Raw genomic sequence first — 22,509 nt, 5'->3', positions numbered from 1 at the left:
GGAAGGATGGTGGGAACGGCACAAGAGCGCTTTTGCCCACCCTACGAGACCGTCTTCGTCGCTGCCAGCGCCCGCACCGCGATCGCCACGCACACCACCATCAGCACCGCCGCGAGCAGGAACGGCGCGCCGGGCAGTTGCCACGGCGCGCTGGCGCCGATGAAATATGAAAACGTCAGCGTAAACAGGAACGGGCCGACGAGCTGCGACACGCTTTGCACGCTCGCGGTCGCACCCTGCAACTGTCCCTGCTGATGGGGCGCGACGAGCCGCGTCATCAGCGACTGCATGGCGGCACCCGAGATTCCCCACAGCGACATCACGGGAATACCGAGCCAGAACAGCGGCCCGGTCGGCGCCGCGCCGAAGATCACGAAGCCGACCGCGCCACAGCACAGGCCCATCAACAACGCGTTCCGCTCGCCGAGCACGCGCACGATTGGGCCGATCGCGAGCCCCTGCACCACCATGGCGCAGATGCCGACCATCGCCAGCGTCAGTCCCACGGTTTTCGAATCCCAGCCGTAGCGATAGGTGGCATAGAGCACGAAGGTCGAGGGCAGCACGACATGCGCGACCTGCGCGATGAAGTTGACGACGGACAACGCAGCGAGCACCGCGTTGGAACGCAGCAGGCGCAGCGCGCCGACCGGATTGGCGCTGGTCCAGTGGAACGGCGAGCGCTTCTCCGGCGCCAGCGATTCCGGCAGCACGAACAGCCCATAGAGTGCATTGGCAAGGCTCAGGGCTGCCGAGGCCCAGAACGGCAGGCGCGGATCGATGTCGCCGAGCAGACCGCCCAGCGCCGGGCCCAGCACGAAACCGGCGCCGAAGGCAGCGCCAATCCTGCCGAAGACCGCCGCGCGCCGCTCCGGCGGCGTGATGTCGGCAATATAGGCAAAGGCGGTCGAGATACTGGCCGAGGTGATGCCGGAAATGACGCGACCGACGAACAGCCAGACCAGCGACGGCGCCAGCGCCATCAGCACATAGTCGGCCGCGAGCCCGAAATTCGACAGCAGCACCACCGGCCGCCGCCCGAATCGATCCGACAGCGCGCCGAGCACCGGCGAGAACACGAACTGCATCAGCGCCCAGGCAGTGCCGAACAGGCCGAAGATGCGGGCCGCGTGCGCCGTGTCGTTGTCGACGAAGCTCTCGATCAGCTTTGGCAGGATCGGCATGATCACGCCGAGCGCGAGCATGTCGAGCAGGATGGTGACGAAGATGAAGGCGACCGCACCGCGCCGGACCGGCGCAGCGCTCTGCGCCATCGCCTCGCCGGCATCGTCGCTCACGACAGCCGCTTGCGCTTGTGGGCGAAGGGATTGGCCTTCTCGCGCAAGGTGATGCGCACCGGCGTGCCCGGCAATTCGAAGGCCTCACGCATCGAATTGGTGAGGTAGCGCATATACGACTGAGGCACCGCGTCCGCGCGCGAGCAGAACAGCACGAAGCTCGGCGGGCGGGCCTTGGTCTGCGTGATGTAATTCAGCTTCAGCCTGCGGCCGGATACGGCGGGCGGCGGATTCGCCTGGACTGCCTCTTCGAACCAGCGGTTCAGCGATGATGTCGACACGCGTTTGTTCCAGAGCGCGTAGGCGTCCTGGATCGCTTGCATCAGGCGGTCAATGCCCTCGCCCATCAGACCGGAGACGGCGACGATCGGCACGCCCCTGACCTGCGGCAGCAAATGGTCGGCATCCCGGCGCAGGCCGGAGATCGCGCCGCCGCCCTTGCTCTCCATCAGGTCCCATTTGTTGACGGCGAGCACGACAGCGCGGCCCTCGCGCTCGATCAGGTCGGCGATGCGAAGATCCTGCTCCTCGAAGCGGTTCTGCGCATCCATCATCATCACGACGACTTCGGCAAAGCGCACCGCGCGCAGTGCGTCGGCGACGGAGAGCTTTTCGAGCTTCTCCTCGATCCGCGAGCGCCGGCGCAGACCCGCGGTGTCGAACACGCGAAAATCGCGGCCCTTCCAGTTGATCTCGACCGCGATGGAATCGCGCGTAGTGCCGGCCTCCGCGCTCGTCAGCAGGCGCTCCTCGCCGAGCAGATGATTGATCATCGTCGACTTGCCGGCGTTGGGCCGGCCGACGATGGCGACCCGGATCGGACGCGTGGCGGCCTCTTCCTCGGTCAGCGGCTCGTCGTCTTCGAGCTCATCGTCCTCCACCGGCTCCGGCATCAGCGGGCGCAGAGCGTCGTAGAGCTCGCCCATGCCCTCGCCGTGCTCGGCCGAAACCTGGATCGGATCGCCGAGGCCAAGCGCGAAGGACTCCATCGCGCCGACGTCGCCATGCTTGCCCTCGCTCTTGTTGGCGACGAGCAGCACCGGCTTGTTGGCCTTGCGGGCGAAATCGGCGAAGGCGCGATCGTTGGGCGTGAGGCCGATACGGGCATCGATCACGAAGAACAGCGCGTCGGCCTGTGCGATCGCGGCCTCCGTCTGCTCCTGCATGCGCGCGGTCAGCGAGCCCTTGGCGCCCTCGTCGAGTCCTGCGGTATCGATAATGGTGAACTCGAGGTCGCCGAGCCTGGCCTCCCCCTCGCGGCGGTCGCGGGTGACGCCCGGCAGGTCATCGACGAGCGCAAGCTTCTGCCCGACCAGGCGGTTGAACAGCGTCGACTTGCCGACATTGGGTCGGCCGATAATGGCAATTGTATAGGACATCGGTCATTCGTGCGCTGCCGGAGCTGCGCCTGTCAATGAAATGAAGCAATTAGCGCGAGAAGCTGCCGCTCGGCATCGGCGCCGGGAAGGCGCCCTGCGATTGCTGCTGGGTGGTCTGGGTCGGTTGCGCCTGCTGGACGGGTTGATCGGGCGGCGGCGCGGTGGTGCGCTTGCGCACGATCTTCTGCCTGGGCGGCGGAGCGGCCGCGGGCGCCGCCTCCGGCTGGGCCTCGCCATCGACTTCGCCGGCGGGCGCCTCAGCCGGCGCGACTGCTGCGGCGGCCGGCTGCCTGGTCTTTTTCGCCTTGGCTCCCTTCGCCGGCTTGGCCGGCTCGGGCTGAGGCTCCACAGGCAAGGCCGCAACGGCAGGCGCGTTCGGATCGGGCTGTTGCTGGGCGCCCTTGTACATGTCTTTCGGCACGCCCTGCTCGAGGCCCGGCACACCTTCCGGGAACACCGGCTTGCGGTCGCCCGGCAGCTTCTTCTTGGTATCGAGGAAGTCGAGCATGTCGCTCGGATCGAAGCTGGAGCAACCGCCCAGGACGCCCGTGAAGGCGATCAGGACGGCGGCTGCGATCAAGCGTGGCGTGCGGCGCATATCGGTATCTCGTGTCAGCTCTCGGGCCGTCAGCTTTTGGCGACGGGAGGCAGCAGGGCCTGAAGGGCCTCGGCGCGTGAGCGCAGGCCGGGCGGCGTTTCGCCGTCCTCGGCGATCGCATCGAGCCATTTGCGGGCCGCAGTCATGTCGTTGTTGCGCCAGGCCGACAGCGCCAGCATCTCGCGGGCACTGTGACGGAAGGTCGATTTGGGCGCGGCGGAGGCTTCCAGCCGCTGCTGCATGTCGGCATAGCCGGCGCTGTCGAGCAGGAGGCCGGCCGCGCGGAGCTTCGCCAGATCCTGCCACTCACCGCGCACGCTGCGGTCGGCGGCAATGTCGTCATACAGCTTGGCGGCCGCCTTGGGATCGCGGGCCGCCGTCTCGGCTGCCGCACGCAGCCGCGCCAGTGTGCGATAGCCCGACGGAGCCTTGGCGGCGAGTTCGGTGAAGGCCGCTTCGGCCTCCGCGTGCTTGTCCTGCTCGGACAGCTCAGCGGCCTTCTCGAAGGCGGCACCGGCCTCGGCGGCCTTCTGGGCCTCCAGATATTGGTAACCGCGCCAGCCACCTACGGCGGCAACGATCAGCACCATCAGAGCGATGAAGAAGATCGAATACTTATCCCACAGCTTCTTGAGCTGTTCGCGACGTACTTCCTCGTCGACTTCGTCAAATAATTCAGACACTTATGATAATCCCATGCCCGTCCGGGTGCGCGCGCCAAAGCGTTCGCGTCAGGAATCCCGGTCCCCACGTGGCGGCGAGGTAGCCTAACGATATGGCGGTGGCAAGGCAAAGCGAGCCCGATCAAGGCGTTAACCACCCGGGACAGCCCGAGAGAAACCACCTGCCCGGCCTCAGGTTCCCAAGAGTTCCCGCAACTGCCGCTTCAGCACCTTGCCGTTGGCATTGCGCGGCAACGGCTCGGCGGTGATCACCATGGTTTCGGGGACCTTGTAGTCGGACAGCCGTTCCGCGCACCAGGCGCGCAAGGCCTCGCTGTCCACCAGCGCACGCGTCACCACCACCGCGTGAACGCGTTCGCCCAGCACGGGGCATGTCTTGGCGACGATCGCGCTTTCGACCACGGCGGGATGGCTGGCCAGCACGGATTCGACCTCGGCCGAATAGATCTTCAGACCGCCGCGGTTGATCATGTCCTTCTGCCGGTCGAACACCCGGACAAATCCCTCGTTGTCGACCGAGCCGAGATCGCCGGAATGCCAGAACCCGCTGGTAAAACTTTCGGCCGTGGCCTTCGGATTGTTCCAATAGCCCTTGATGACCGAGGCACTCTGGATCCAGAGCTCGCCGATTTCGCCATGCGGCAGCTCATGCCCGTCCGCCCCCATTGCCAGGATACGCGCACCCGGACACGGCAGGCCGACGCTGTCGATATGGCTTGCCGTCAACTCGCCAGGCATGATCGTGGACGGCGATGTCGTCTCGGTCGCGCCGTAGCAGTTCGTCAGCTCGAGCCCGGGAATTATCGCCTTGAGCTTCTCGATGGTGGCAACCGGCATCGGTGCGCCGCCAAAACCACCGATGCGCCAGCTTGAGAGATCATAGCTGTCGAAATCGGGCTGGAGCAGGCAGAGATTGTACATCGCCGGCACCATCACCGTGTAGGTGACGCGCTCGCGCGCGGCGAGCTTGAGGTATTCGGCGGCTTTGAATTCCGGCATGATGATCAGCGCGCCGCCGCAGCAGATCATCGTCGTGATGTTGGCGACGACGCCGGTGACGTGGCCGAGCGGCACCGCCGCGATCGAGCGGTCCGCCTGCGTCAATTGCAGGCAGGACACAAAGATCATCGAGGAATGGACGATGTTGCAATGGGCCAGCATCGCGCCCTTCGGCTTGCCTGTCGTGCCCGAGGTGTAGAGGATCATCGCGGTGTCCTCCTCGCTGGTCTCGACCGGCGCCGGGGCCGGCGCGTTGTCGGCGAGCGCCGCGAAATGCGACAGAGCCGGATCGTTGTCGACCGCGATGCGGTGGATCACATCAGGCACATCCCGCGCATCCGGCAGCCGCTCCGCAAGTGCCGCCTCGTGGATCAGGATCTTGGCGCCGCAGTCGGCGAGCACATAGGCGATTTCCGGCTTCTGCTGCCGCGTGCCGAGCAGCACCGTGACCAGCCCCTCATGAGCGGCAGCGAACAGCAACAGCGGAAATTCGACGCGGTTGCCGAGCAGGATCGCGACACGATCGCCACGCTGCAGTCCGAGCTTGCGAAAGCCGGCCGCGATCCGCGCGGCCTGCTCCGCGGCCTGCCCCCAGCTCAGCCGGACATTGCCTGAGATCAGCGCTTCACCGTCGCCATTGCGGGCGCAGGCGTCCGCAATCATCGCCCACAGGCTCGACGGCCGATCGCAAAATGCCGGCACTACCCGATCGCCGAAGCGCGCCTCGAACCGCATCGGCGGGATCTGAGATTGCGACCAGTCCATCGGAATGCCCTTGGCTTGTTGCTCTTGTTACCTTCCGCGCATGGGCATGCCGGTCCTGTCTTGTGCTGATCGGCTAGCTGCCGATCACGGGAACACCGATCACGACCGGATGGAACGCAAAAGCCAGCGCCAGATAAGCGACGATTCCGACCGCGACCGCGATCAGATCATTGGTGACGCCGCCCACTGGAATCGGCGGGCCGCCACCATCGGTGCGACGCTTCAGCGTAATGCGATCGTACACCGCCCAGCCCAGGAAGGAGCCGAACAGGATGATGGAGCCGAGATCGCCATTGGCCAACAGATGCGCCGCCGCCCACAGCTTGATGCCGGCCAGCATCGGATGCTTCAGCGTCGCATAGATGCGGCCGCGCAGATATGACGCAACCACAAGGATGACCGCGGGCAACATCAGCGCGAGCGTGATGTGCTTCAGTGCCTTCGGCGGATACCAGACGTCGATCCAACCGGTCGCACGGTAGTGGGCGAAGCCCCAGATGATCAGCGCGAGCCCCGCGAGCGAGACAAGCGAGTAAAGGATCTTGTAGGTCCCCTCGCCCAGTCTCGCTATCGCCTGCGCGCGCGCCTCGCGTTTCGTCGTGAAAACATGGGCCGCGAAAAACAGCGCAAGCCCCAGGATCATGACCAGCAGACCCACGAGATTCTCCCCAACCAGTGCCCCAGCCCATGGCGTATCATCGATTGACGGCGGGTCGCAACTGATGCGCTACTTGCCGATCTCGCGATTGTCGACATACCGGATCGCGATCGGCCGTCCGGCGAGGGCACCGCCAAGACCGCCCGTGAATTTCAGCGGCAGGCAGGCGTTCAACGATGATTTGATCGCATTGAGGTAGGTGGTTCTAATCTCGGCGGGAACGCCCGAGGTCGCAAAGGTCAGGCGCGGCGGACCGATCAGTCCACCCGCCTTGTTGAAGCTGAAACGCACCGCCATCTGCATGCCCGCGCGCGTATTGTCCGATGGCGGCGACCAGCAGGTGCGCAGCTCGGCGAAGAGATCGCCGATCGTGTCGAGATCGTGATCGGGCTTTTGGTATTTGGCGCGATCGGCCTCCGCCGGTACGCTTTGGATCGTGAGTTGGAGGTTCTGTCCGTAGGGATAATCGATCTCGGGAATACAGGGACCAGGCTCGAGCGGGCTGCAATAGGACGGCGTGCAGGGCCTGCCGTCGAGCACGCTGCATGGCTCGTGCGAAAACGGTATGGGGTTGATTTGCCGGGGCCGCGCGTCCGCGGCGATCGTCGAGATCGCCGGCAGGAGGAAAACAAGGATGCCGCGCCACATCATGCGAGCTCACAGTGCCACATGGAGAAAGGTGGCATCGTCAGTGCACACGTCAAGTCCCGCGCATTCACGTGCTCGCGCGCGACCCGTTTGCGCGCACCCTAGCCCTTCTTCTTGACGTCCTTGACGTTGGTGAACTCAATGCCTTCGGCCCGTTCCCGGGTGTAGCCGAGGTAGAACTCGTTCCTCGCCAGATACACGGGATCGCCATCGACATCGTCGGCGATGCTGGATGTGTTGGCGGCGATGAAGGTGTCGAGCTTCTTGCGGTCATCCGAGGAGACCCAGCGCGCAAGCTGGAACTCGCTCACCTCGAACTCGACCGGCAGCGAATATTCCGCATCCAGCCGCGCCTTCAGCACGTCGAGCTGGAGCGCACCGACGACGCCAACTAACGCGGGTGCGCCGTCGCGCGGGCGGAACACCTGCACCACGCCCTCTTCCGACATCTGCTGAAGCGCTTCCTTCAGCTTCTTCGCCTTCATCGCATCCGTAAGACGCACGCGGCGGACGATTTCCGGCGCAAAGCTCGGCACGCCGACGAAGTTGAAATCCTCACCGTCGGTCAGCGTGTCGCCGATGCGCAGCGTGCCATGATTGGGAATGCCGACGACGTCGCCGGCATAAGCCTCGTCCGCAACCGAACGGTCCTGCGCGAAGAAGAATTGCGGGCTCGACAGCGGCATGCTCTTGCCGGTGCGCACGAGCTTCGCCTTCATGCCGCGGCTGAGCTTGCCGGAGCACAGACGCGCAAAGGCGATGCGGTCGCGGTGATTCGGATCCATGTTGGCCTGGATCTTGAACACGAAGGCGCTCATGCGCGGATCGGTGGCTTCGACCCTGCGTTGGTCGCTCTCCTGCGCGCGCGGCTCGGGCGCGAACTTGCCGAGGCCTTGCAGCAGGTCGCCGACACCGAAATTGCGCAGCGCACTGCCGAAATAGACCGGCGTCAGATGGCCCTCGCGAAACGCTTCGAGCTCGAACGGTTTTGACGCCGCGGTGACGAGCTCGAGCTCGTCCTTGACCGCTGACACATCGAGATTGGCATTGAGCTTGGCAAGCTCGGCGATCTCGATCTGCTGCGCCGCGCCGGTCTTGGCGCCGCCGCCTTCGAGCAGGCGCACGCCGCCATTGACGACGTCGTAGGTACCGAGGAACTCGCGACCGCGGCCGACCGGCCAGGTCATCGGCGTGGTGTCGAGGGCCAGCGTCTTCTCGATCTCGTCGAGGAGCTCGAAGACATCGCGGCTCTCGCGGTCCATCTTATTGATGAAGGTGATGATCGGGATGTCCCGAAGACGGCACACCTCGAACAGCTTTCGGGTGCGCGCCTCGATGCCCTTGGCCGCGTCGATCACCATGACGGCGGAATCGACAGCCGTGAGCGTGCGATAGGTGTCTTCCGAAAAGTCCTCGTGGCCCGGCGTGTCCAGCAGATTGAACACGAGGCCCTCGAACTCGAAGGTCATGACCGAGGTCACGACCGAGATGCCGCGCTCGCGCTCGATCTTCATCCAGTCCGAACGCGTGTTGCGCCGCTCGCCCTTGGCCTTGACCTGGCCGGCCAGATTGATGGCGCCGCCGAACAGCAGCAGCTTTTCGGTCAGCGTGGTCTTGCCGGCGTCCGGATGCGAAATGATCGCAAAGGTCCGCCGCCGCGACACTTCAGCGGCAAGCGGGGAACGGGCCGGCGATTCGGCTGTGGTGGCGATGTCGGACATTGCGGCAGCGTTTGGCAGGGAAAATGAGCCTTATCAAGCCTCATTTGGTGATTGCAGTGCCTTCCGGCCAGCCCCATATCGGGCTTGGATCAGGGCTTGGGAAGGACGGCCTTCCCGCCCATCAGCACGCCAGTCGCGGGGACGACCCTGCCTCGAAGGGAGGGTCGCCATGGCCTGGAGCATCCTGTTCGTCGCCGGCCTCCTGGAGATCGCCTGGGCGATCGGCCTCAAATACACCGAGGGATTTACGAAGCTCGTCCCGTCTGTCGTCACGCTCGGGGCCATGGCCGGCAGCATCATCCTGCTCGGGCTTGCCCTCAAATCGCTGCCGATTGGAACCGCTTATGCAGTCTGGACCGGCATCGGCGCGGTCGGCACCGCGACGCTCGGCATCATCCTGTTCGGCGAGCCGGCCACCGCGTTCCGCCTCGCCAGCATCGGATTGATCGTCGCCGGGATTGTCGGGCTGAAGCTCGTTACCTGATGAAGATCTGTACTGCCCACCAGGTCAGCGCGGCGACGATGGCGGAGGCCGGCATCGTGATGACCCAGGCATAGACGATCGAGCTGGCGACATTCCAGCGCACCGCCGAGAGGCGGCGGGCGGCGCCGACGCCGACGATCGCGCCGGTGATGGTGTGGGTGGTCGAGACGGGAACACCGAGAAAGGTCGCCATGAACAGGGTCGCGGCACCGCCGGTCTCGGCGCAAAAGCCCTGCATCGGGGTCAGTTTTGTAATCCGCAATCCCATCGTGCGGACAATGCGCCAACCACCCATCAGCGTGCCCATTGCCATGGCCGCCTGGCAGGAGAGCACCACCCAGAAGGGTACGAAGAATTCGCCGCCGAGTTGGCCCTGCGAATAGAGCAGCACGGCGATGATGCCCATGGTCTTCTGCGCGTCATTGCCACCATGGCCGAGCGAATAGAGCGAAGCAGAGGCGAACTGCAGGATGCGGAAGGCGCGATCGACGGCAAAGGGGGTGGAGCGCACCGAGGCCCAGGAGACGATCGCAACCAGTACCATCGCGAGCAGGAAGCCGACGAGCGGAGACAGCACGATCGCGATCACCGTCTTGGACAATCCGCTCCAGACCGCCGCCGAAAGGCCGGCTTTGGCCACGCCGGCACCAAATAGACCGCCGATCAATGCGTGGGACGAAGACGATGGGATGCCGAGCGCCCATGTCACGAGGTTCCAGACGATGGCGCCGACCAGCGCCGCGAAGATCACCTGAGCATCCACGATCGCGGGATCGATGATGCCGGTGCCGATGGTCTGGGCGACGTGCAGCCCGAACACCATGAAGGCGACGAAATTGAAGAACGCGGCCCAGAACACCGCGAATTGCGGCCGCAGCACGCGGGTCGAGACGATGGTCGCGATCGAATTGGCGGCGTCGTGCAGGCCGTTCAGGAAGTCGAACAGCAGCGCGACGGCGATCAGTCCGACCAGGACGGGAAGACCCAACGCAACATCCACGGCGCAGCCCCTGCCCTAAACTTGCTCGATGACGATGCTGTTGATCTCGTTCGCGACGTCGTCGAAGCGGTCGGCGACTTTCTCGAGATGGTCGTAGATCTCCGCGCCGACGATGAAATCCATCGCGTTGCCGTCGCGATGCTTGAGGAATAGTTCCTTCAGCCCGATATCCTGGAGGTCGTCGACGCGCCCCTCGAGCTTGGTCAATTCTTCCGTGATCGCAGTCAGCATGGCCACGTTCTGACCGATCGCCTGCATCAGCGGCAACGCGCGACCGACCAGATTGGCGCATTCCACCAAGAGCACGCCGATCTCGCGCATCGGCGGCTCGAAGATGCGAACCTCGAACAGCATCACGGCCTTGGCGGTCTGCTGCATCTGGTCGATGGCGTCGTCCATCGAGGTGATCAGGTTCTTGATGTCGCCGCGGTCGAACGGGGTGATGAAGGTGCGGCGCACCGCCGTCAGCACCTCGCGGGTGATGTTGTCGGCGTCGTTCTCGAACTGGTTGACGCGCTGGCAATAGACCGGCGTCTCCTCGCCCCCGTTGAGCATGCCCTGGAGCGCGATCGAGCCCTGAATCACGGTCTGGGCGTGGCGGTCGAACAGGTCGAAGAACCGTTCTTCCTTGGGCAGGAAAGCGCGAAACAAGCCTAGCAAGCAAATTCCCCTTATTTTCAAGGCTCTTTCATATGACAGAAATCGAACGAGGTGCACGGAAAAGCATGAACGAGTCGAGAACATGCACAGAAAGTGGTGCAAAATCGGTGCACTATGTTCCGCTGTTGTTCACGGCCCTCTTCTCCCGCCGCTTCAGCTCGCGCTCGACGGCCTCGCGGATGAACTCTGCCATCCGGTTCTTGCCGACCAACGCCTCGATCCGATCCGGCTGGTCATCGTTCAGCCGGACCTTAGTCTCCTTCACACCCAGAGAGGGTCGGCCCGCGCCAGAGCGGGCTTTCTCGCCCTCACCGCGCTCCTGGATAGCCCGATCGATCGCCGCGATTGCGACGCCCGCCCCCACTGCGAACCACTCCCCGCGCCGTTTGAACTCCCGCAAGAGCCAGTGGGCGCGCCTCTCGACGTCCGGGGCGATGTCGGCCGGAACGGTCTTGGAATACGTCAAAGCAATTTCGCCGCCGTTGGCGGTCTGGATGGCACGGTGCCGGGCATCCGTCTTCGAACTGATGCCGATCTTCTTAAGCTTTCGCCCGGTGCTGAGCAGATAGATGGTCATTTCTTTTTTCAATTACCGTCCCCTTTTATTGTGCAAATCTGTTGACACTATAACCGGGGACGCTTATAAAACGCAATAACAGGAACGGGAGATTGACATGACCCAGCCGCTCAAGACCGGAACCAGAATTGAGTTTTTCGTTTCCCACCCTCAGGGGCGCAACGAGATGGCGACGATCGCGCGCTGGACCAAGGTCAGCGGCCCCCGGATGGATGGCTGGCATATCGTCAAGTTCGCCGATGGCGGCAAACTGTGCGTTCACGAAACCGGCTTTCGCGTGATCGACAACCGGATCGCTGCATGATTGCCGCTCTCTACGTCGAGGCCGATGGCACCTATATCGGCCTTCCCCATGTGGATACGTGGGACATTGGCCGCGATGCTAGGCAGTACGCCGGCCCGCATCCGATCGTCGCCCACCCTCCCTGCCAGCGTTGGGGTCGGTTCGCTAGGGGTGGTACACACCCTAATTCTCCCCGCTTCGAAGTTGGGGCGGATGAAGGTTGTTTCAAAGCTGCGTTAGCCGCTGTGCGCCGCTGGGGCGGTGTCCTGGAGCATCCCTGTGATAGCCTCGCTTGGCCGCACTTCAATCTGAATGCGCCGCCGCGTGAGGGTGGATGGATCGCCGCTGACTTCGAGGGCGGCTGGACCTGTTGCGTCTACCAGGGCCACTACGGGCACTTCTCTGGCAAGCCGACATGGCTCTATGCCAACAAAGTCACGTTGCCTGAATTGCGCTGGGGCAAGTGCGAACAGCGCCTGCATCCTACCGCGCTGGCAAAGCACGGCTACGCGAAAGCCCGCCGCATCGGAATGATGGCGATGGTCGGCGGCAAGGACAAAACAAAAATCCGCAACAGCACGCCGGATGAATTCCGCGATCTGCTCATCTCAATGGTTAGGAACCGCCCATGACCGGCTTCACCGAGACCCGATCCAAGCTGAAGAAGCTGGCGATGGAAGAGCCCGGCAATACTGCGATCCGCCGCGCCGCCTTCAACATGCTGGAGATGACGGAGAACCTGGAGAAGATCACGGAGCAATGGCCGCATCAGCTCCCGCACCTCCTCGGTGCGCTTGGAGCCGAGATGCAGAGGTTGGCCGAACTGCGCAAGGAGACCAGCGCCAGCAAGGCAGAGGAGTGAGCGATGGATCATGACGAATGGAGGGCGCGAGCGCTTGAGGCCGAGTCCAAGCTCAGAAAGGCCGTCGATCTGATGGAGGATCTTCTGGGGTTAGAGCTTCACTCGGGCGAGAAGGCCATGACCTTCATCGAAGAATTCGACACATCCGCACAGTGCAGGGGCAAGTGATGCAGGCGAACCAACCGAAAGACCCACGGGACGTGATGCTCGATCTGGTCGAGGGCGGGCTGTTGCTCCTCCTGGACGCCGTGAAGGCTGGCGACCCTCAGAAGGAAATCATCTGGCGCATTGAAGAGGAACTGCGCCAAGTGCGCCGTCGTCCACAGTGAGGCAGGGAGAACTCCGATGAGAGAAGAAAAATACTGGCTGAAGGCCAATGCCATTCCGGGTGCGACATGGTCGGAGGTTTCGAAAGAGGATTGGATTAATGCCGAGCGCGCTGCCGGCTTTCGGCCCAAGCTGTGGAGTGGCGATCCTGGATATATGACGACCTGCGCGACAGGTGGCTTTAGCAACAGTGCCGACATCAGCGGAACGATCACCCACGATGGCAATTCGCCCAAGCACTGAGGCAGGGAGAGCTTTCATGAGGACAACCGAAGACGAAATTTTCGAGGACGTACTGTACTGGAAAGCCCGCGCCGATGCTGCCTGTCAAGCCTTGCAGCGCATTGAACGCGGCGCGACTTCGGTTTTGCTGGATGCCTCCCTGAAGGGGGAGCCAATACATTCGGACGTGCTGCTAGAGATCGTCAAGGATGTGAGACTCGCACTGAGACAGGGAGAGCCCCGATGAGTGATAGCCTAGGAATGGTCTTGTCAAAGGCCCTGTTTGCGCATGATCCGAATCTGCTGGCCTGCGATCTTAACGCTACCGCGAAGGCGGCGGCCGAGGTGTCCAATCTACTCGGCTGCCTGATGGCGACTATACTGGCAAAAGACCCGGACAACTTTGCGAACGCGATGCAGATCGTGATGTCAACCGTGGTCAAGTCGGCGGAGAGAACGGCATCGAAGGCTGCCAAGATCGTCCCCGACCTGACCAACCACTAACCCGCTCAGGCAAGGACAATGACGATGAAGCGACTTGAGAGCCCAATGGACGAAGCTCGGCACACCGTCACCTATGACATCGGCAACGGGCGACGTGTCACCTTCGACGCTCGCGCCGTTGAGAGGTACGGGCTTACGAGGCTGATGGAGGCCGAAGGCATTGAGATGCCGACCGAGCGCGTTCCCGTGATCCAGTACGGCCGGTGCATTGGCACGATGCCGCCCGACTTCGACCCCGCGAGCGCCCGTAGCGTCTCGTTCATGTACGATATCAGGCCGGGAGATTTCACCAGGACCGACGAGGGATGGGTTGTCGGACGGACGATGGGCGCAAGCGACGTTGATTGCGTCGCCGGCTTCATCCGAGATGATCAGTAGCGAGGGCGAGAGAGATGGCGACAGCTAAAGACTTCGCAGAGATCCTATTCGGCGCAGGCGCGAAGCTGCAATGTACCGTGTGTGGAACTGACGAAGGTGGCTGCGACTGCTGGACCAAGTGCCGGACTCCCGGCTGCACTTGGTCCTATCGCAAGGGCACCTCCTGCCCGAACTGCACACCAGAATTGTCGAATGGAGAGCGAGCATGAGGATGATCAGAAAGGGCGAGTACGATCTGGTCAACATCAGCCTGATCGGCTTTGATCCCAACACTGGCAAGTCCTACGAGGCTTGTCAGGACGAATGGGACGCTGAACGCGACCGCATTCTGGCAGAATGGGCGGCCGTGCCCTGGTGGAAACTCTGGAGCAACCTACGGCTCCGATGGGAGATAGCTGCGCTATATAGCAAGCGCGGCTACTAGAGCGATCCTGACCGAACATTGAGGATGACAAATGGCTGCTGAAGCATTCCCCCTGCAATGGCCCGAAGGCTGGCCGAGGACTCCTCCGCACAAACGCGGCGGCTCCCGGTTTGGCAAGAACATGGGCTTCAATCAGATCGGCAAACTGCAAAACGAGCTGCGGCTGATGGGCGCGCGGAACGTGGTCATTTCCTCGAACGTGCCACTGCGGCAGGATGGTCTCCCCTACGCCAGCGAGACCAAGCGGCGCTATGACGATCCCGGCGTGGCTGTCTACTTCACCCTCAAGGGGAAGGCTCTCAGCATGGCCCGTGACGTCTATACGACGCCATGGGAGAACATCCGCTCGCTGATCCTGGCGATCGACGCCATCCGATCGATAGAGCGCCACGGCGGCTCTGTGATGATGGAGCGGGCCTTTGCTGGCTTCGCTGCCATCGCTCCGCCGGACTGGAAGAAGCCTTGGCGCGAGGTGTTCGGCGTCAAGCCGGACTGGCATGGCGACATCAAGGATTTGTATCGGGAGAAGGCGAAGAACCGTCACCCCGATTCCGGCGGCAGTGATACGATGATGGCTGAGCTGAACGTCGCCTATGACGAAGCGAAGCGCGAATTACATAGCCACTGCTGAGCAGGAAGTCCCGATGAACATTCGGTTGTGGCTTGCACGGCAGATCGCACCAGCCGGCTACGTTGTGGTGCCGCAAGAGGCGACCAAGGCTATGATCAAGGCCGCGTGCGCTTCTATGTCGCCGGGCAAGCGGCCGACAGCGGATTGGGTGCCGGTGCAGAAGAAACATCAGATCCGCTACCGTGCCATGATCGAAGCGGCGCGGGCTAACTGATAAGCGAGGAGTCCCGATGACAACTTTGCTATCGAGCCCGTGGCCGGAAGAGGACAGGAAGTGTCCTCACTCGCGCATTGAGTTCTGCCCGCTGTATATAGCGGCCCATGAGGCCGGCGGGCTCGGTTGCGACGATGGTCGGCTGGCAGAGGGTGGCTGCGCTGTATCTCGCCTGATGGACTACGGCAAAGCCTTGGCGAGGCTATCCCACGAGAACAGGGATCTTGTGCAGGAATGCGCCGAACGGGAAAGCATCCACATGAAGGTCGAGCAGCGTCGCAGGAACATGAAGAACTTGGGGCTGCACTGACGCAGATGGGCAATCAACGGGGAAGTGAAATGAGCAAGCCGGAATTCAACTTTGATGTATTCGAGCGCGCCACGGAGATCATGGCGATTTGGCTTTCCCGCTTCCGCACCGATTCAGAGGATGCCCCGACTGAAAATGATATTTTGACGGCGGGGCATCTCGCCGGCGCATTGGCGGCCAACGATTTATTGGCGGGCGATGAGGTAGAGCGGTTAAAGCATGACCTTGATAGGTATATCCAAATAGCAGCGGATTTGGCTACAGAACTTGAGGCACTGAAAACTGATGGATGACAGGACAGCATGGCTTGATAGTTGGTGCAAGGTACGCAGCCTTAGTCAGAAAGAGCTTGCGCGGCGTTGGTCTAGGGAGTCTGAGACCGAGCCCCTGCCGCCAGAGCCGAAGCCTCTCTCGCCGATTGAGGAAATGAAGGCCTACGTCGCATCGAACACGCTCCGGCCCATGCGGCAGGACGAAGCCTATACGGACTATGAGCGGAAATATTGGCGAATGCTGCGTATCCCGGACGAGCAGTCAGATCCACACTTGCGCTGCCCCTGAGCGAGTGAGCTAGATCGCGAACGTGCTGCCATCCGTAAACTGCAACGTCACCACGCCGCCGACGTCGTAATAGGCGCTCTTGACCGTCTTCCCCGCCACGTTCACATGCACGTCGTTGATGGCTGCGGCAGTGCCGCTCAGATCGTTCATCGGGTAGTTCAAAAACGGTAAGTCCCACCCGTAGACCATCCAGCGCTGATACCCGAGGCAGGCTGCGATCAGCATCAAACGGCCAAGCCACTGGTAGCGCTGCTGGGTGGTCATGGAAGCGAAGATCGTCGTCTCTGCGGTCGGGTAGCTACCGTCCAGCCCCGTCTCGGAGCACATCAGCGGAAGATTGCCGATGCCATTAGAGGTCATCGAGTTGCGAACCTGCTTGAACGCAGACAGGATGTCGGCGGTGATGCCTGTGCCCCACACGCCGAGCGTCTGACAGGGTGGCGCGATCCCGTAATAGTGGATGCAGATCACGTCGCAGAGCGACTTGCCGGTGACGCCAGGATTGAGCGTGCCGACCGCTGGAAGAAACGAGTTGAGTGATGCAGTCGAGACAAAGCCCGCTGACAGGCGCTTGACCGTTGGATCGACCGCGAGAACGGCATCGCTTGCCGCCTTGCAGAGGTCAACGAACGTGTTGACGTTGTTCTGGTAGTACGGCCCCGGATTAACGAAACCCGGCTCATTCCAGTATTCTAGCTCGTCGATGCCACGGCCATAAGTGGCGTAGCCCGACCAGCCGCCGTCGGGCGTGTTGTAGCGGGTGAACACGGCCGTGATGAAATTTGACCAGCCGGTGAGCCCGTTCGGCGACGTGTTGTCTGGATAGGCAGCGCTCGGATGCGACGTGCTGCGAAGCGGATTGCCGGCCGAGAGATAGAACAGAGGCGTGTCATGCGGGCAGAACGAGACCGTATGACCGAGCGCCTTCTCGCGGGTAATTGCCTGGTCGAGGTAGGACCAATTGTAGACGCCGGCAGATGTCTCAATCCAGTCCCAGCGAGCGGTGATCTCGTGGAGACGAAAGGCGCCGTAGCCGATCGATGGAGTTGGCGACGGGCCTGATGGGGGATAGGGATGCAAAGATGTGGAGAGGAAATCCGCTATCGTCGAATCCCATACGAGTCCGTTGGCGTGCATGCCGACAAAATCGGCCGGGACGACGACGGGAGTGCCCCCACTGACAAGAATATTCCGCTCGTTGCGTGCGAGTCCGCCATAGCTAGGCATTCCAAATTCCCTTACGCAGCCGGAATTACTTCGACGGTTGCGCCCGCCAAAACCATGTAGTCGGTTGCTGTCCCGATCTGACCGTTAAACACAAGATTCTGAGTGTTGGCGGTGTTGATCGCGAGGAAAGTTGCCGCGGAACTGGCGGCTGCCACATCCGTAGGGAAGCTGGTCGAGGCGGCCATGACGACCTGTGCGTTCGTCACGCCCCTGTTGCGTAGCGTTCTTTCGACGCCAAGCCAGAGTTGGCTTGCAGGACTGTAGGTCGCCGCAGCGGACCCGCCGAACGTGACCTGTGTCTGCTTGGCGTTGGCATTGTTCGGAGTGAGCCACGCTGCCTTGTGGCGGATTGCACCGTTCGCCCCCATGGCGCCGCCCAGGATAGGGATGGTTACAAGAGGGGCGCTCGTCGTGATCTGCGTATACGCGCCTGGGCCTGTAGTAACGAAAGGAGTTGGCGATGCCGGGATGTAGGGTGCACCTGACGTCAGGACATTGTTGAAGATCGTCCCCGCCGTGGTGCTCGACATCTGCACGAAATAGACGCCGGCCGCAGATCCGGTGACGATCGCGTTGGCCGGAAAGTACATCCAGCAGTTTGCTTCTGTCGTCGGCAGCGCCGTGATGCCTGTGAGCGCTCCGTTGTTGCCGATCGATCCAGACGACGGCAATATGACGGGAAGACCCCATTGCGACGCGAGACTCGAAGCCTGCTGCGGAACGCCGGTAAGCGTCGGGTTGCTCACCACGGTTCCGCTGCTTGCGGCGACCGGGGCCTGCCCCTCAACGAGGGTTGCAGACGCATTCCCGCCGGTCAGGGCGACGACATTAACACGCAGACCGTAATAGGGAATCGAGATCACCTGGGACGCCGAACCTGGCGCCGTGAGGCTGACCGTTGCAATCGTCGTCCAGCCGCTCGCAAGCGTGGTGTCAGTCGTCGCCTGGATTTGAGCGAGCAGGTTCGAGACACCGGAGCCCGCCGTGACATTGACGGTCGAGTCCGCCGGCGGCTGAGAGAGCCCAGTTGAAGCAGCGGGCGCGGCCGTCGTGTTCGATGCCGACCATTGGAAATTCTGCGTGATGGGTGTGGTGGCCGCGAAAGCAGCCGGAATTGCTTTGATATCGATGCTCATATTGCCCTCAGTTCGAAACGAGTGCGACGACATTCACGCCATTCGACGTGACCTGTTGTCCGTTGTAGGTGACGAAATCCCAGTGGTAGCCGGGTGGCGCAGGCGGCATTCCTGCGCTCGCCCCCACTGTCCCAAGGTCACCGAGGTGGCCGAACCCCCGGCCCATAGCGCCTAGTTTTCCAAAAGCCATGCGTTCTCCAAGCAGCAAAAAGCCGCCCCTAAAGGCGGCTCGTCAGGTCAGGTGTTGGGGTGGGTTAGCTGTTGGCCGCGTCGGCCCAGCTCTTGTCTTTGCGTTCTTGTTCAATCGTGGCGGGTCTGTCGTCTTGTCCGATGCCCCTGATTTCGTAAGCGATCAGAAAGACGATGCAGCAGCCGGCGTGCCAGAGATGGCTATAACCAGTGTCGGAGTCACACTTCTCGCCCTCCCACCACGCCGTCAAATGGCGCATGAGAGCATCGAAGGGACGCGACCAAAGCATCCCCTTTTCCCAATTGCGCGGCGCATACTTCTCGGCGCCGAACTTCAGTACCTTGACGATGGCGCTGAAGGCATCGAACGGGGCGAGCGACCAAGGGTCTTTCCCTTTGTCGTCTTTGTGTCCTTGAATGAGTTCTGGACGGCTCACAGGATGATAATCTCCAGCCCCAGCGCGTCGGCGGCGGCCTTCTCCGCTTTCGCGCCTTTGCTATTCTCCCAGCCGGGCAGCAGAGCGACCGCTTCGCCCTCAGCACAAATCCAGCCGAGATCGACCCCCAACGCCTCACGCAGATTGAAGCCGTGCTCCTTCGCAGCGGTTTCCTCGCAACCGTTCGCGTTGCCCTTCGAGATGTCCGTTCCGTGCCGCTCGTTGTCTTTCTCGGCGGGGTTGAAGACGAGGTGTCCTTCCGCACGGAGCTTGTCGGCGGCAGCGTTGAATGCTGGAAAGTTAAATTCCGGTATCCCTCGCATCGGTCCAGCAACGTAGATTTTCATAAAAATCCCCTCTGTTGAATTGCAAATCACTCTAGCATGAATCGCGCTAAACGCCTATAAAAATAGGGTTATTCTTCGCGAAATCTCGTCCGCGCGCCGCCTGTTGCGCGATGATCTCGAAACGTCTGGATGTGAATGCGTCCCTTCTCATCCACCTTGAAATTCATCATGTGTACTAAGCCGCAATCGCAGCATTGCTCTTTGTAGCCCCGCTTCGGGACCGTGATCCATTCCCCGTGACTGACCTGGTAGTAGTCGGGCTTCTTACTCATACCTTCATCCCCGAGAACCAGCTTCCACAATCGCGGCATTGGTGCCGGTAGTATTTCGAGGACAGCTTGACCGTGATCCCTCGCCGCTGCGTGTTCGTGCTGGTGCACGTCGGGCAGCCCGGCTTATCCTGGTACGCCTTGTAGAGGTTCATGTTCGGATGGTTCGGCATCCATGGCTTCAGCCGCTCGTACACGCCGGCAAGCAATTCCGTATCCTGCTTGCAATACCTCCGCATCGTTCGCCAAGATGCCGGGTCGCCGTCCTCTACGCAGCCGCGCCAAAGGGAGGCGCCAGTGTTCGGGATCTTGCGGCCCTCGTTGAGATAGCGGCCGATGTTGTCGAGCTTGTTGCTGTCGAATTTGAAGGCGCGGCGTGCGATCTTCAGGGTGTCGATTGTCTTGAATGGGCTCGGCGGCTTGAACCCGTTGGTGATGAGGCGCGAGTTGATTTTCTTGATGTCGAAAGCATCGCCGTTATGCGCGCAAATAATATCGGCTTCATCCATGAGATTATGCAGCACACCGCATAGATCTTTATCGTCGTGTCGATGGCGCTTGTAACGAGGAAAGTCAGGAAGGCATACCGTCTTGACCGTCCGTTCATGGTCCCACTTGTAGCTAAACATCAGGATATAGGTGTCGCGCACTACGTAGACGGCGCCGGCATATGGTGGTCGCTGCGACCATGAGGTCATTAAAATCGGTGCGGTCTCGATATCAACGAACAGGAGCTTGGCGCTCAAGTCAGATTCCCTTTGATGGAGTTCCGATGACGCACTTCCACCCGGCCAGACGTTGGCCCGGATGCTCCTTCATCCATTCGGCGAGTTGCGGAGCGCCCATCAGACACGAGGTCATGCTGATGTCACCGAAGTCTGACGTGGTGACGGTTTGCTCGTGACATTCTGCCGGGGACGACAGGCTGCACAGGACGGCGATGATCTGGATCATTGAGGGCTGATCCTGACGTTGCAGAGGAGCAGGATCAGAACAACCATTGCTCCGAGAGCAACCAACAGCGCCGGGTTCTTCAGCTCCCGGAACAGCTCTTTGAGTTCGTCCATCATTTGCGCTGATTAGCCTGATAGATTTTGACGATGATCTGCACCGAGAGCCAGACCACGCCCATTATCGGCAGGGCCAGTGCGGCAACGTCGGAGACGGAATGAAGTGCCGGGAGCCACCACGGACTTGCAATGGCAGCAACGGCGCCGGTGTCTGTCACAAATTCTCCGTTTGTCATCAGTGCGTCCACCGGACCCGGAAGCCGTCATACCAACGCTTTTTCACCACCTGATTTGCGCTGCACGGGCATGGCTCAGCGTATTTAGCCTTTGCAACTTTCGGGGTTGATGGTTTGGGTTGCTGCATTGTTGCGCAGCCCCCGAGCAACAGAACGACCGCCGCCGCGGTTAGAATTTTCATCGAGGTCTCCAGATGCGGGCCACTTTTTCAATGGTGCGGCCCCCGAACCACATAACCATGACCGATCCGCCCCACGCGGCGATGTCGCCTTTGAGCGGAAGCGTCGTCCCGAAGTGCAGAACCATGTCCCACACCACGACTTTTGCGACGTAGATTGCGAACGACCAGCAGACGATGGCGCGCGGCGCGGCAGTCCACCACCGGCCCTCATCCGCTTGGTTCTGTTTGACGTTGAGTTCTCGTTCCTTGGCTTGGAGCTCAAGGTCTTTGCCGGCGAGATCAGCAGCAAGCGTGTCCTGGTTGCTGCCGGCTTCCAGCTTGGCCTTGTAGGCGTCGATGAGCCCCTTGATGACGGGGCCGCCAAGGAAAGAGGCCAGCCAGGTCCACATTTACTTCTTGGCCGCGTTCAACGCAGCTTCGGCCTTGTTCTTCAGCGCGCCCCAATAATCTTCCGCGCCTTTGTACCAGCGGGTGATCGGCTCACGGCCGAACCAGACAGCAGCACCACCAGCGAGAAACCAGATGACATCGATCATGGCGAACATCAGAAAATTCCCTTCCAGATTGAAATGAAGATGAGCTTGAACTTGTCCCACAGAGACGGCTTGGCGATGCCCTCCGTGAGACCTTCGAGGCAGAACTGTTTTTCGCCCTTGCGAGAGTCGCCGCCACGTCGAGCAACCAGCCCGCGCCGCACGACGCCATCCGATCGGACGTACCAACCAGCGAAGGCGTTACAGGCGCCCTTGAGGTCGCCCGCGTTGATCTTCTTGACCATCGGCGAGGAGCAGACAGCGCCGGCCCCGGCGTTGTAGGCGGCGTCCAAAAGCGCAGCCATCGACTTGACGGGGATCTCTCGCTTGACGCACTTCTGAAGCGGCGTGAGATATTTCGGCAGGCTCTTGGCAAGAAGTTCGTCGCATTGCGCTGGAGTGAACTTCTGCCCGACCTTGACCTTGCCGAACTCGTCGGTTTGGCCGATGCAGTAGGTCACGGGGTGCCCCGTTCCGATCATGTCCTTCTTGGCGGTAAGGTCCATTCCCTCCCAACCCGGCGTAAAGGTGATGGCAGCGGCGATGACAGCCGCGCTGCCACCCGCCACTTTGTGCGAGGTCTTCATCTTGTCGCCTTTGGGTTGAGATGCTAGAAGGCTGGAATGTCGTCCATGGAAACACCGCCAGACCCCGACGAACCGGAGCCGACCGAGCGGCAAATTCTCACGGCCAAGCGGCTGGCTCTGTTTTGGGTGTGCGCCATCATTGTGGTCGCCGTTTTATTGCCGCGGTAGGC

At 61.9% G+C, this 22,509-nt stretch carries 38 protein-coding genes; 16 read left to right on the top strand and 22 right to left on the bottom strand.

Going from position 1 to position 22,509, the window contains the following annotated elements; all coding sequences use genetic code 11:
- Positions 1–41: 41 nt before the first annotated feature.
- The 8 genes from IVB27_RS33010 to IVB27_RS32975 form a co-directional block, all read right to left on the bottom strand.
- A complete protein-coding gene (locus tag IVB27_RS33010) occupies positions 42–1,298 on the bottom strand; it encodes a TCR/Tet family MFS transporter (protein WP_247446964.1) in 1,257 nt (418 codons plus the stop codon).
- Positions 1,295–2,677: a ribosome biogenesis GTPase Der gene (gene der, locus IVB27_RS33005; RefSeq protein ID WP_247446963.1), complete on the bottom strand. Its 1,383-nt coding sequence runs from the start codon at positions 2,675–2,677 to the stop codon at positions 1,295–1,297. Before der ends, IVB27_RS33010 begins: the two co-directional genes overlap by 4 nt.
- A gap of 49 nt (positions 2,678–2,726) precedes the next feature.
- Positions 2,727–3,275: a hypothetical protein gene (locus IVB27_RS33000; RefSeq protein WP_247446962.1), complete on the bottom strand. Its 549-nt coding sequence runs from the start codon at positions 3,273–3,275 to the stop codon at positions 2,727–2,729.
- Between the two features lie 29 nt (positions 3,276–3,304).
- Positions 3,305–3,958 (bottom strand): tetratricopeptide repeat protein, encoded by a 654-nt coding sequence (locus tag IVB27_RS32995; protein WP_247446961.1) that lies wholly within the window; start codon positions 3,956–3,958, stop codon positions 3,305–3,307.
- A 171-nt stretch (positions 3,959–4,129) separates the two neighbouring features.
- Complete coding sequence (locus IVB27_RS32990) at positions 4,130–5,722, bottom strand: class I adenylate-forming enzyme family protein (protein WP_247446960.1); 1,593 nt, start codon at positions 5,720–5,722, stop codon at positions 4,130–4,132.
- 73 nt (positions 5,723–5,795) lie between these two features.
- Positions 5,796–6,380 (bottom strand): NnrU family protein, encoded by a 585-nt coding sequence (locus IVB27_RS32985; protein ID WP_247446959.1) that lies wholly within the window; start codon positions 6,378–6,380, stop codon positions 5,796–5,798.
- A gap of 69 nt (positions 6,381–6,449) precedes the next feature.
- Positions 6,450–7,028 (bottom strand): UCP034077 family protein, encoded by a 579-nt coding sequence (locus IVB27_RS32980; RefSeq protein WP_247446958.1) that lies wholly within the window; start codon positions 7,026–7,028, stop codon positions 6,450–6,452.
- Between the two features lie 101 nt (positions 7,029–7,129).
- Positions 7,130–8,749 (bottom strand): peptide chain release factor 3, encoded by a 1,620-nt coding sequence (locus tag IVB27_RS32975; RefSeq protein ID WP_247446957.1) that lies wholly within the window; start codon positions 8,747–8,749, stop codon positions 7,130–7,132.
- 169 nt (positions 8,750–8,918) lie between these two features.
- Here IVB27_RS32975 and sugE point away from each other — a divergent pair, with 169 nt between their 5' ends.
- Positions 8,919–9,233 (top strand): quaternary ammonium compound efflux SMR transporter SugE, encoded by a 315-nt coding sequence (sugE, locus tag IVB27_RS32970; protein ID WP_247446956.1) that lies wholly within the window; start codon positions 8,919–8,921, stop codon positions 9,231–9,233.
- On the opposite strand, the gene IVB27_RS32965 is transcribed toward sugE, so the two are convergent.
- The 3 genes from IVB27_RS32965 to IVB27_RS32955 form a co-directional block, all read right to left on the bottom strand.
- Positions 9,226–10,233, bottom strand: coding sequence for an inorganic phosphate transporter (locus IVB27_RS32965; protein WP_247346195.1), 1,008 nt, complete (start codon positions 10,231–10,233; stop codon positions 9,226–9,228). The genes sugE and IVB27_RS32965 overlap by 8 nt on opposite strands.
- A gap of 15 nt (positions 10,234–10,248) precedes the next feature.
- Complete coding sequence (locus tag IVB27_RS32960) at positions 10,249–10,893, bottom strand: DUF47 domain-containing protein (protein WP_247446955.1); 645 nt, start codon at positions 10,891–10,893, stop codon at positions 10,249–10,251.
- Positions 10,894–11,005: 112 nt separating this feature from the next.
- Positions 11,006–11,470 (bottom strand): GIY-YIG nuclease family protein, encoded by a 465-nt coding sequence (locus IVB27_RS32955; protein WP_247446954.1) that lies wholly within the window; start codon positions 11,468–11,470, stop codon positions 11,006–11,008.
- Positions 11,471–11,567: 97 nt separating this feature from the next.
- On the opposite strand from IVB27_RS32955, the gene IVB27_RS32950 reads away from it, so the two are divergent.
- The 14 genes from IVB27_RS32950 to IVB27_RS32885 all read left to right on the top strand — a co-directional run bounded on the left by IVB27_RS32950 (position 11,568) and on the right by IVB27_RS32885 (position 15,918).
- On the top strand, positions 11,568–11,774 hold the full coding sequence (locus IVB27_RS32950; protein ID WP_247446953.1) for a hypothetical protein: 207 nt from the start codon (positions 11,568–11,570) through the stop codon (positions 11,772–11,774).
- Positions 11,771–12,385, top strand: coding sequence for a hypothetical protein (locus tag IVB27_RS32945; protein WP_247446952.1), 615 nt, complete (start codon positions 11,771–11,773; stop codon positions 12,383–12,385). The genes IVB27_RS32950 and IVB27_RS32945 overlap by 4 nt, the downstream gene beginning before the upstream one ends.
- A complete protein-coding gene (locus IVB27_RS32940; RefSeq protein WP_247446951.1) occupies positions 12,382–12,615 on the top strand; it encodes a hypothetical protein in 234 nt (77 codons plus the stop codon). The genes IVB27_RS32945 and IVB27_RS32940 overlap by 4 nt, the downstream gene beginning before the upstream one ends.
- Before the next feature lie 3 nt (positions 12,616–12,618).
- Positions 12,619–12,783: a hypothetical protein gene (locus tag IVB27_RS32935; protein WP_247446950.1), complete on the top strand. Its 165-nt coding sequence runs from the start codon at positions 12,619–12,621 to the stop codon at positions 12,781–12,783.
- Positions 12,783–12,944 carry a hypothetical protein gene (locus tag IVB27_RS32930; protein WP_247446949.1) on the top strand — a complete coding sequence of 54 codons (162 nt, stop codon included), beginning with the start codon at positions 12,783–12,785 and terminating at the stop codon, positions 12,942–12,944. The genes IVB27_RS32935 and IVB27_RS32930 overlap by 1 nt, the downstream gene beginning before the upstream one ends.
- 16 nt (positions 12,945–12,960) lie before the next feature.
- A complete protein-coding gene (locus IVB27_RS32925; protein ID WP_247446948.1) occupies positions 12,961–13,185 on the top strand; it encodes a hypothetical protein in 225 nt (74 codons plus the stop codon).
- A 16-nt stretch (positions 13,186–13,201) separates the two neighbouring features.
- The gene (locus tag IVB27_RS32920; RefSeq protein WP_247446947.1) at positions 13,202–13,411 is read left to right on the top strand and encodes a hypothetical protein; all 210 of its coding nucleotides are present in this window, start codon (positions 13,202–13,204) and stop codon (positions 13,409–13,411) included.
- Positions 13,408–13,668 (top strand): hypothetical protein, encoded by a 261-nt coding sequence (locus IVB27_RS32915; protein ID WP_247446946.1) that lies wholly within the window; start codon positions 13,408–13,410, stop codon positions 13,666–13,668. The genes IVB27_RS32920 and IVB27_RS32915 overlap by 4 nt, the downstream gene beginning before the upstream one ends.
- Positions 13,669–13,692: 24 nt before the next feature.
- A complete protein-coding gene (locus tag IVB27_RS32910) occupies positions 13,693–14,046 on the top strand; it encodes a hypothetical protein (protein ID WP_247446945.1) in 354 nt (117 codons plus the stop codon).
- Between the two features lie 205 nt (positions 14,047–14,251).
- Complete coding sequence (locus IVB27_RS32905; protein ID WP_247446944.1) at positions 14,252–14,470, top strand: hypothetical protein; 219 nt, start codon at positions 14,252–14,254, stop codon at positions 14,468–14,470.
- Between the two features lie 31 nt (positions 14,471–14,501).
- Complete coding sequence (locus tag IVB27_RS32900) at positions 14,502–15,101, top strand: J domain-containing protein (RefSeq protein ID WP_247446943.1); 600 nt, start codon at positions 14,502–14,504, stop codon at positions 15,099–15,101.
- 13 nt (positions 15,102–15,114) lie between these two features.
- Complete coding sequence (locus IVB27_RS32895; RefSeq protein WP_247446942.1) at positions 15,115–15,315, top strand: hypothetical protein; 201 nt, start codon at positions 15,115–15,117, stop codon at positions 15,313–15,315.
- Between the two features lie 16 nt (positions 15,316–15,331).
- Positions 15,332–15,625 (top strand): hypothetical protein, encoded by a 294-nt coding sequence (locus tag IVB27_RS32890; protein ID WP_247446941.1) that lies wholly within the window; start codon positions 15,332–15,334, stop codon positions 15,623–15,625.
- A gap of 29 nt (positions 15,626–15,654) precedes the next feature.
- Positions 15,655–15,918 carry a hypothetical protein gene (locus IVB27_RS32885; protein WP_247446940.1) on the top strand — a complete coding sequence of 88 codons (264 nt, stop codon included), beginning with the start codon at positions 15,655–15,657 and terminating at the stop codon, positions 15,916–15,918.
- A 277-nt stretch (positions 15,919–16,195) separates the two neighbouring features.
- On the opposite strand, the gene IVB27_RS32880 is transcribed toward IVB27_RS32885, so the two are convergent.
- From IVB27_RS32880 to IVB27_RS32830, 11 genes are all read right to left on the bottom strand, one after another.
- Positions 16,196–17,413 (bottom strand): hypothetical protein, encoded by a 1,218-nt coding sequence (locus tag IVB27_RS32880; protein ID WP_247446939.1) that lies wholly within the window; start codon positions 17,411–17,413, stop codon positions 16,196–16,198.
- Between the two features lie 11 nt (positions 17,414–17,424).
- On the bottom strand, positions 17,425–18,549 hold the full coding sequence (locus IVB27_RS32875) for a MotB domain-containing protein (RefSeq protein WP_247446938.1): 1,125 nt from the start codon (positions 18,547–18,549) through the stop codon (positions 17,425–17,427).
- Positions 18,550–18,803: 254 nt separating this feature from the next.
- Positions 18,804–19,175 (bottom strand): dATP/dGTP diphosphohydrolase domain-containing protein, encoded by a 372-nt coding sequence (locus IVB27_RS32870; protein WP_247446937.1) that lies wholly within the window; start codon positions 19,173–19,175, stop codon positions 18,804–18,806.
- A complete protein-coding gene (locus tag IVB27_RS32865) occupies positions 19,172–19,522 on the bottom strand; it encodes a DUF4406 domain-containing protein (RefSeq protein WP_247446936.1) in 351 nt (116 codons plus the stop codon). Before IVB27_RS32865 ends, IVB27_RS32870 begins: the two co-directional genes overlap by 4 nt.
- A 68-nt stretch (positions 19,523–19,590) precedes the next feature.
- Positions 19,591–19,794 (bottom strand): hypothetical protein, encoded by a 204-nt coding sequence (locus IVB27_RS32860; RefSeq protein ID WP_247446935.1) that lies wholly within the window; start codon positions 19,792–19,794, stop codon positions 19,591–19,593.
- Positions 19,791–20,537 carry a ribonuclease H-like domain-containing protein gene (locus IVB27_RS32855; protein ID WP_247446934.1) on the bottom strand — a complete coding sequence of 249 codons (747 nt, stop codon included), beginning with the start codon at positions 20,535–20,537 and terminating at the stop codon, positions 19,791–19,793. The genes IVB27_RS32860 and IVB27_RS32855 overlap by 4 nt, the downstream gene beginning before the upstream one ends.
- 1 nt (position 20,538) lies before the next feature.
- Entirely contained in the window at positions 20,539–20,745 is a 207-nt protein-coding gene (locus IVB27_RS32850; protein WP_247446933.1) for a hypothetical protein, read from the bottom strand.
- A 112-nt stretch (positions 20,746–20,857) separates the two neighbouring features.
- A complete protein-coding gene (locus IVB27_RS32845) occupies positions 20,858–21,037 on the bottom strand; it encodes a hypothetical protein (protein ID WP_247446932.1) in 180 nt (59 codons plus the stop codon).
- 178 nt (positions 21,038–21,215) lie between these two features.
- Positions 21,216–21,608 (bottom strand): hypothetical protein, encoded by a 393-nt coding sequence (locus IVB27_RS32840; RefSeq protein ID WP_247446930.1) that lies wholly within the window; start codon positions 21,606–21,608, stop codon positions 21,216–21,218.
- On the bottom strand, positions 21,609–21,764 hold the full coding sequence (locus IVB27_RS32835; protein ID WP_247446929.1) for a hypothetical protein: 156 nt from the start codon (positions 21,762–21,764) through the stop codon (positions 21,609–21,611).
- A complete protein-coding gene (locus IVB27_RS32830; protein WP_247446928.1) occupies positions 21,764–22,339 on the bottom strand; it encodes a lysozyme in 576 nt (191 codons plus the stop codon). Before IVB27_RS32830 ends, IVB27_RS32835 begins: the two co-directional genes overlap by 1 nt.
- Positions 22,340–22,375: 36 nt before the next feature.
- Here IVB27_RS32830 and IVB27_RS43040 point away from each other — a divergent pair, with 36 nt between their 5' ends.
- Positions 22,376–22,507, top strand: coding sequence for a hypothetical protein (locus IVB27_RS43040; RefSeq protein WP_256468479.1), 132 nt, complete (start codon positions 22,376–22,378; stop codon positions 22,505–22,507).
- Positions 22,508–22,509 lie beyond the last annotated feature (2 nt).

Origin of the sequence: Bradyrhizobium sp. 197, assembly GCF_023073375.1 — a bacterium.
GTDB lineage: Bacteria > Pseudomonadota > Alphaproteobacteria > Rhizobiales > Xanthobacteraceae > Bradyrhizobium.
This window is presented reverse-complemented; position numbering and strand designations above follow the sequence as displayed.

What these genes read in the sequence shown, in the direction of transcription:
- IVB27_RS32945 (WP_247446952.1), top strand. Translation starts at nt 11,771, where the DNA reads ATGATTGCCGCTCTCTACGTCGAGGCCGATGGCACCTATATCGGCCTT.
- IVB27_RS32895 (WP_247446942.1), top strand. Translation starts at nt 15,115, where the DNA reads ATGAACATTCGGTTGTGGCTTGCACGGCAGATCGCACCAGCCGGCTAC.
- IVB27_RS32920 (WP_247446947.1), top strand. Translation starts at nt 13,202, where the DNA reads ATGAGGACAACCGAAGACGAAATTTTCGAGGACGTACTGTACTGGAAA.
- IVB27_RS32860 (WP_247446935.1), bottom strand. Translation starts at nt 19,794, where the DNA reads ATGAGTAAGAAGCCCGACTACTACCAGGTCAGTCACGGGGAATGGATC.
- IVB27_RS32865 (WP_247446936.1), bottom strand. Translation starts at nt 19,522, where the DNA reads ATGAAAATCTACGTTGCTGGACCGATGCGAGGGATACCGGAATTTAAC.
- IVB27_RS32850 (WP_247446933.1), bottom strand. Translation starts at nt 20,745, where the DNA reads ATGATCCAGATCATCGCCGTCCTGTGCAGCCTGTCGTCCCCGGCAGAA.
- IVB27_RS32955 (WP_247446954.1), bottom strand. Translation starts at nt 11,470, where the DNA reads ATGACCATCTATCTGCTCAGCACCGGGCGAAAGCTTAAGAAGATCGGC.
- IVB27_RS32835 (WP_247446929.1), bottom strand. Translation starts at nt 21,764, where the DNA reads ATGTTCGCCATGATCGATGTCATCTGGTTTCTCGCTGGTGGTGCTGCT.
- IVB27_RS32840 (WP_247446930.1), bottom strand. Translation starts at nt 21,608, where the DNA reads ATGTGGACCTGGCTGGCCTCTTTCCTTGGCGGCCCCGTCATCAAGGGG.
- der (WP_247446963.1), bottom strand. Translation starts at nt 2,677, where the DNA reads ATGTCCTATACAATTGCCATTATCGGCCGACCCAATGTCGGCAAGTCG.
- IVB27_RS32940 (WP_247446951.1), top strand. Translation starts at nt 12,382, where the DNA reads ATGACCGGCTTCACCGAGACCCGATCCAAGCTGAAGAAGCTGGCGATG.
- IVB27_RS32880 (WP_247446939.1), bottom strand. Translation starts at nt 17,413, where the DNA reads ATGCCTAGCTATGGCGGACTCGCACGCAACGAGCGGAATATTCTTGTC.
- IVB27_RS32875 (WP_247446938.1), bottom strand. Translation starts at nt 18,549, where the DNA reads ATGAGCATCGATATCAAAGCAATTCCGGCTGCTTTCGCGGCCACCACA.
- IVB27_RS32845 (WP_247446932.1), bottom strand. Translation starts at nt 21,037, where the DNA reads ATGACAAACGGAGAATTTGTGACAGACACCGGCGCCGTTGCTGCCATT.
- IVB27_RS43040 (WP_256468479.1), top strand. Translation starts at nt 22,376, where the DNA reads ATGTCGTCCATGGAAACACCGCCAGACCCCGACGAACCGGAGCCGACC.
- IVB27_RS32975 (WP_247446957.1), bottom strand. Translation starts at nt 8,749, where the DNA reads ATGTCCGACATCGCCACCACAGCCGAATCGCCGGCCCGTTCCCCGCTT.
- IVB27_RS32830 (WP_247446928.1), bottom strand. Translation starts at nt 22,339, where the DNA reads ATGAAGACCTCGCACAAAGTGGCGGGTGGCAGCGCGGCTGTCATCGCC.
- IVB27_RS32890 (WP_247446941.1), top strand. Translation starts at nt 15,332, where the DNA reads ATGACAACTTTGCTATCGAGCCCGTGGCCGGAAGAGGACAGGAAGTGT.
- sugE (WP_247446956.1), top strand. Translation starts at nt 8,919, where the DNA reads ATGGCCTGGAGCATCCTGTTCGTCGCCGGCCTCCTGGAGATCGCCTGG.
- IVB27_RS32915 (WP_247446946.1), top strand. Translation starts at nt 13,408, where the DNA reads ATGAGTGATAGCCTAGGAATGGTCTTGTCAAAGGCCCTGTTTGCGCAT.
- IVB27_RS32935 (WP_247446950.1), top strand. Translation starts at nt 12,619, where the DNA reads ATGGATCATGACGAATGGAGGGCGCGAGCGCTTGAGGCCGAGTCCAAG.
- IVB27_RS32990 (WP_247446960.1), bottom strand. Translation starts at nt 5,722, where the DNA reads ATGGACTGGTCGCAATCTCAGATCCCGCCGATGCGGTTCGAGGCGCGC.
- IVB27_RS32885 (WP_247446940.1), top strand. Translation starts at nt 15,655, where the DNA reads ATGAGCAAGCCGGAATTCAACTTTGATGTATTCGAGCGCGCCACGGAG.
- IVB27_RS33000 (WP_247446962.1), bottom strand. Translation starts at nt 3,275, where the DNA reads ATGCGCCGCACGCCACGCTTGATCGCAGCCGCCGTCCTGATCGCCTTC.
- IVB27_RS32905 (WP_247446944.1), top strand. Translation starts at nt 14,252, where the DNA reads ATGAGGATGATCAGAAAGGGCGAGTACGATCTGGTCAACATCAGCCTG.
- IVB27_RS32930 (WP_247446949.1), top strand. Translation starts at nt 12,783, where the DNA reads ATGCAGGCGAACCAACCGAAAGACCCACGGGACGTGATGCTCGATCTG.
- IVB27_RS32980 (WP_247446958.1), bottom strand. Translation starts at nt 7,028, where the DNA reads ATGTGGCGCGGCATCCTTGTTTTCCTCCTGCCGGCGATCTCGACGATC.
- IVB27_RS32950 (WP_247446953.1), top strand. Translation starts at nt 11,568, where the DNA reads ATGACCCAGCCGCTCAAGACCGGAACCAGAATTGAGTTTTTCGTTTCC.
- IVB27_RS32910 (WP_247446945.1), top strand. Translation starts at nt 13,693, where the DNA reads ATGAAGCGACTTGAGAGCCCAATGGACGAAGCTCGGCACACCGTCACC.
- IVB27_RS32900 (WP_247446943.1), top strand. Translation starts at nt 14,502, where the DNA reads ATGGCTGCTGAAGCATTCCCCCTGCAATGGCCCGAAGGCTGGCCGAGG.
- IVB27_RS32925 (WP_247446948.1), top strand. Translation starts at nt 12,961, where the DNA reads ATGAGAGAAGAAAAATACTGGCTGAAGGCCAATGCCATTCCGGGTGCG.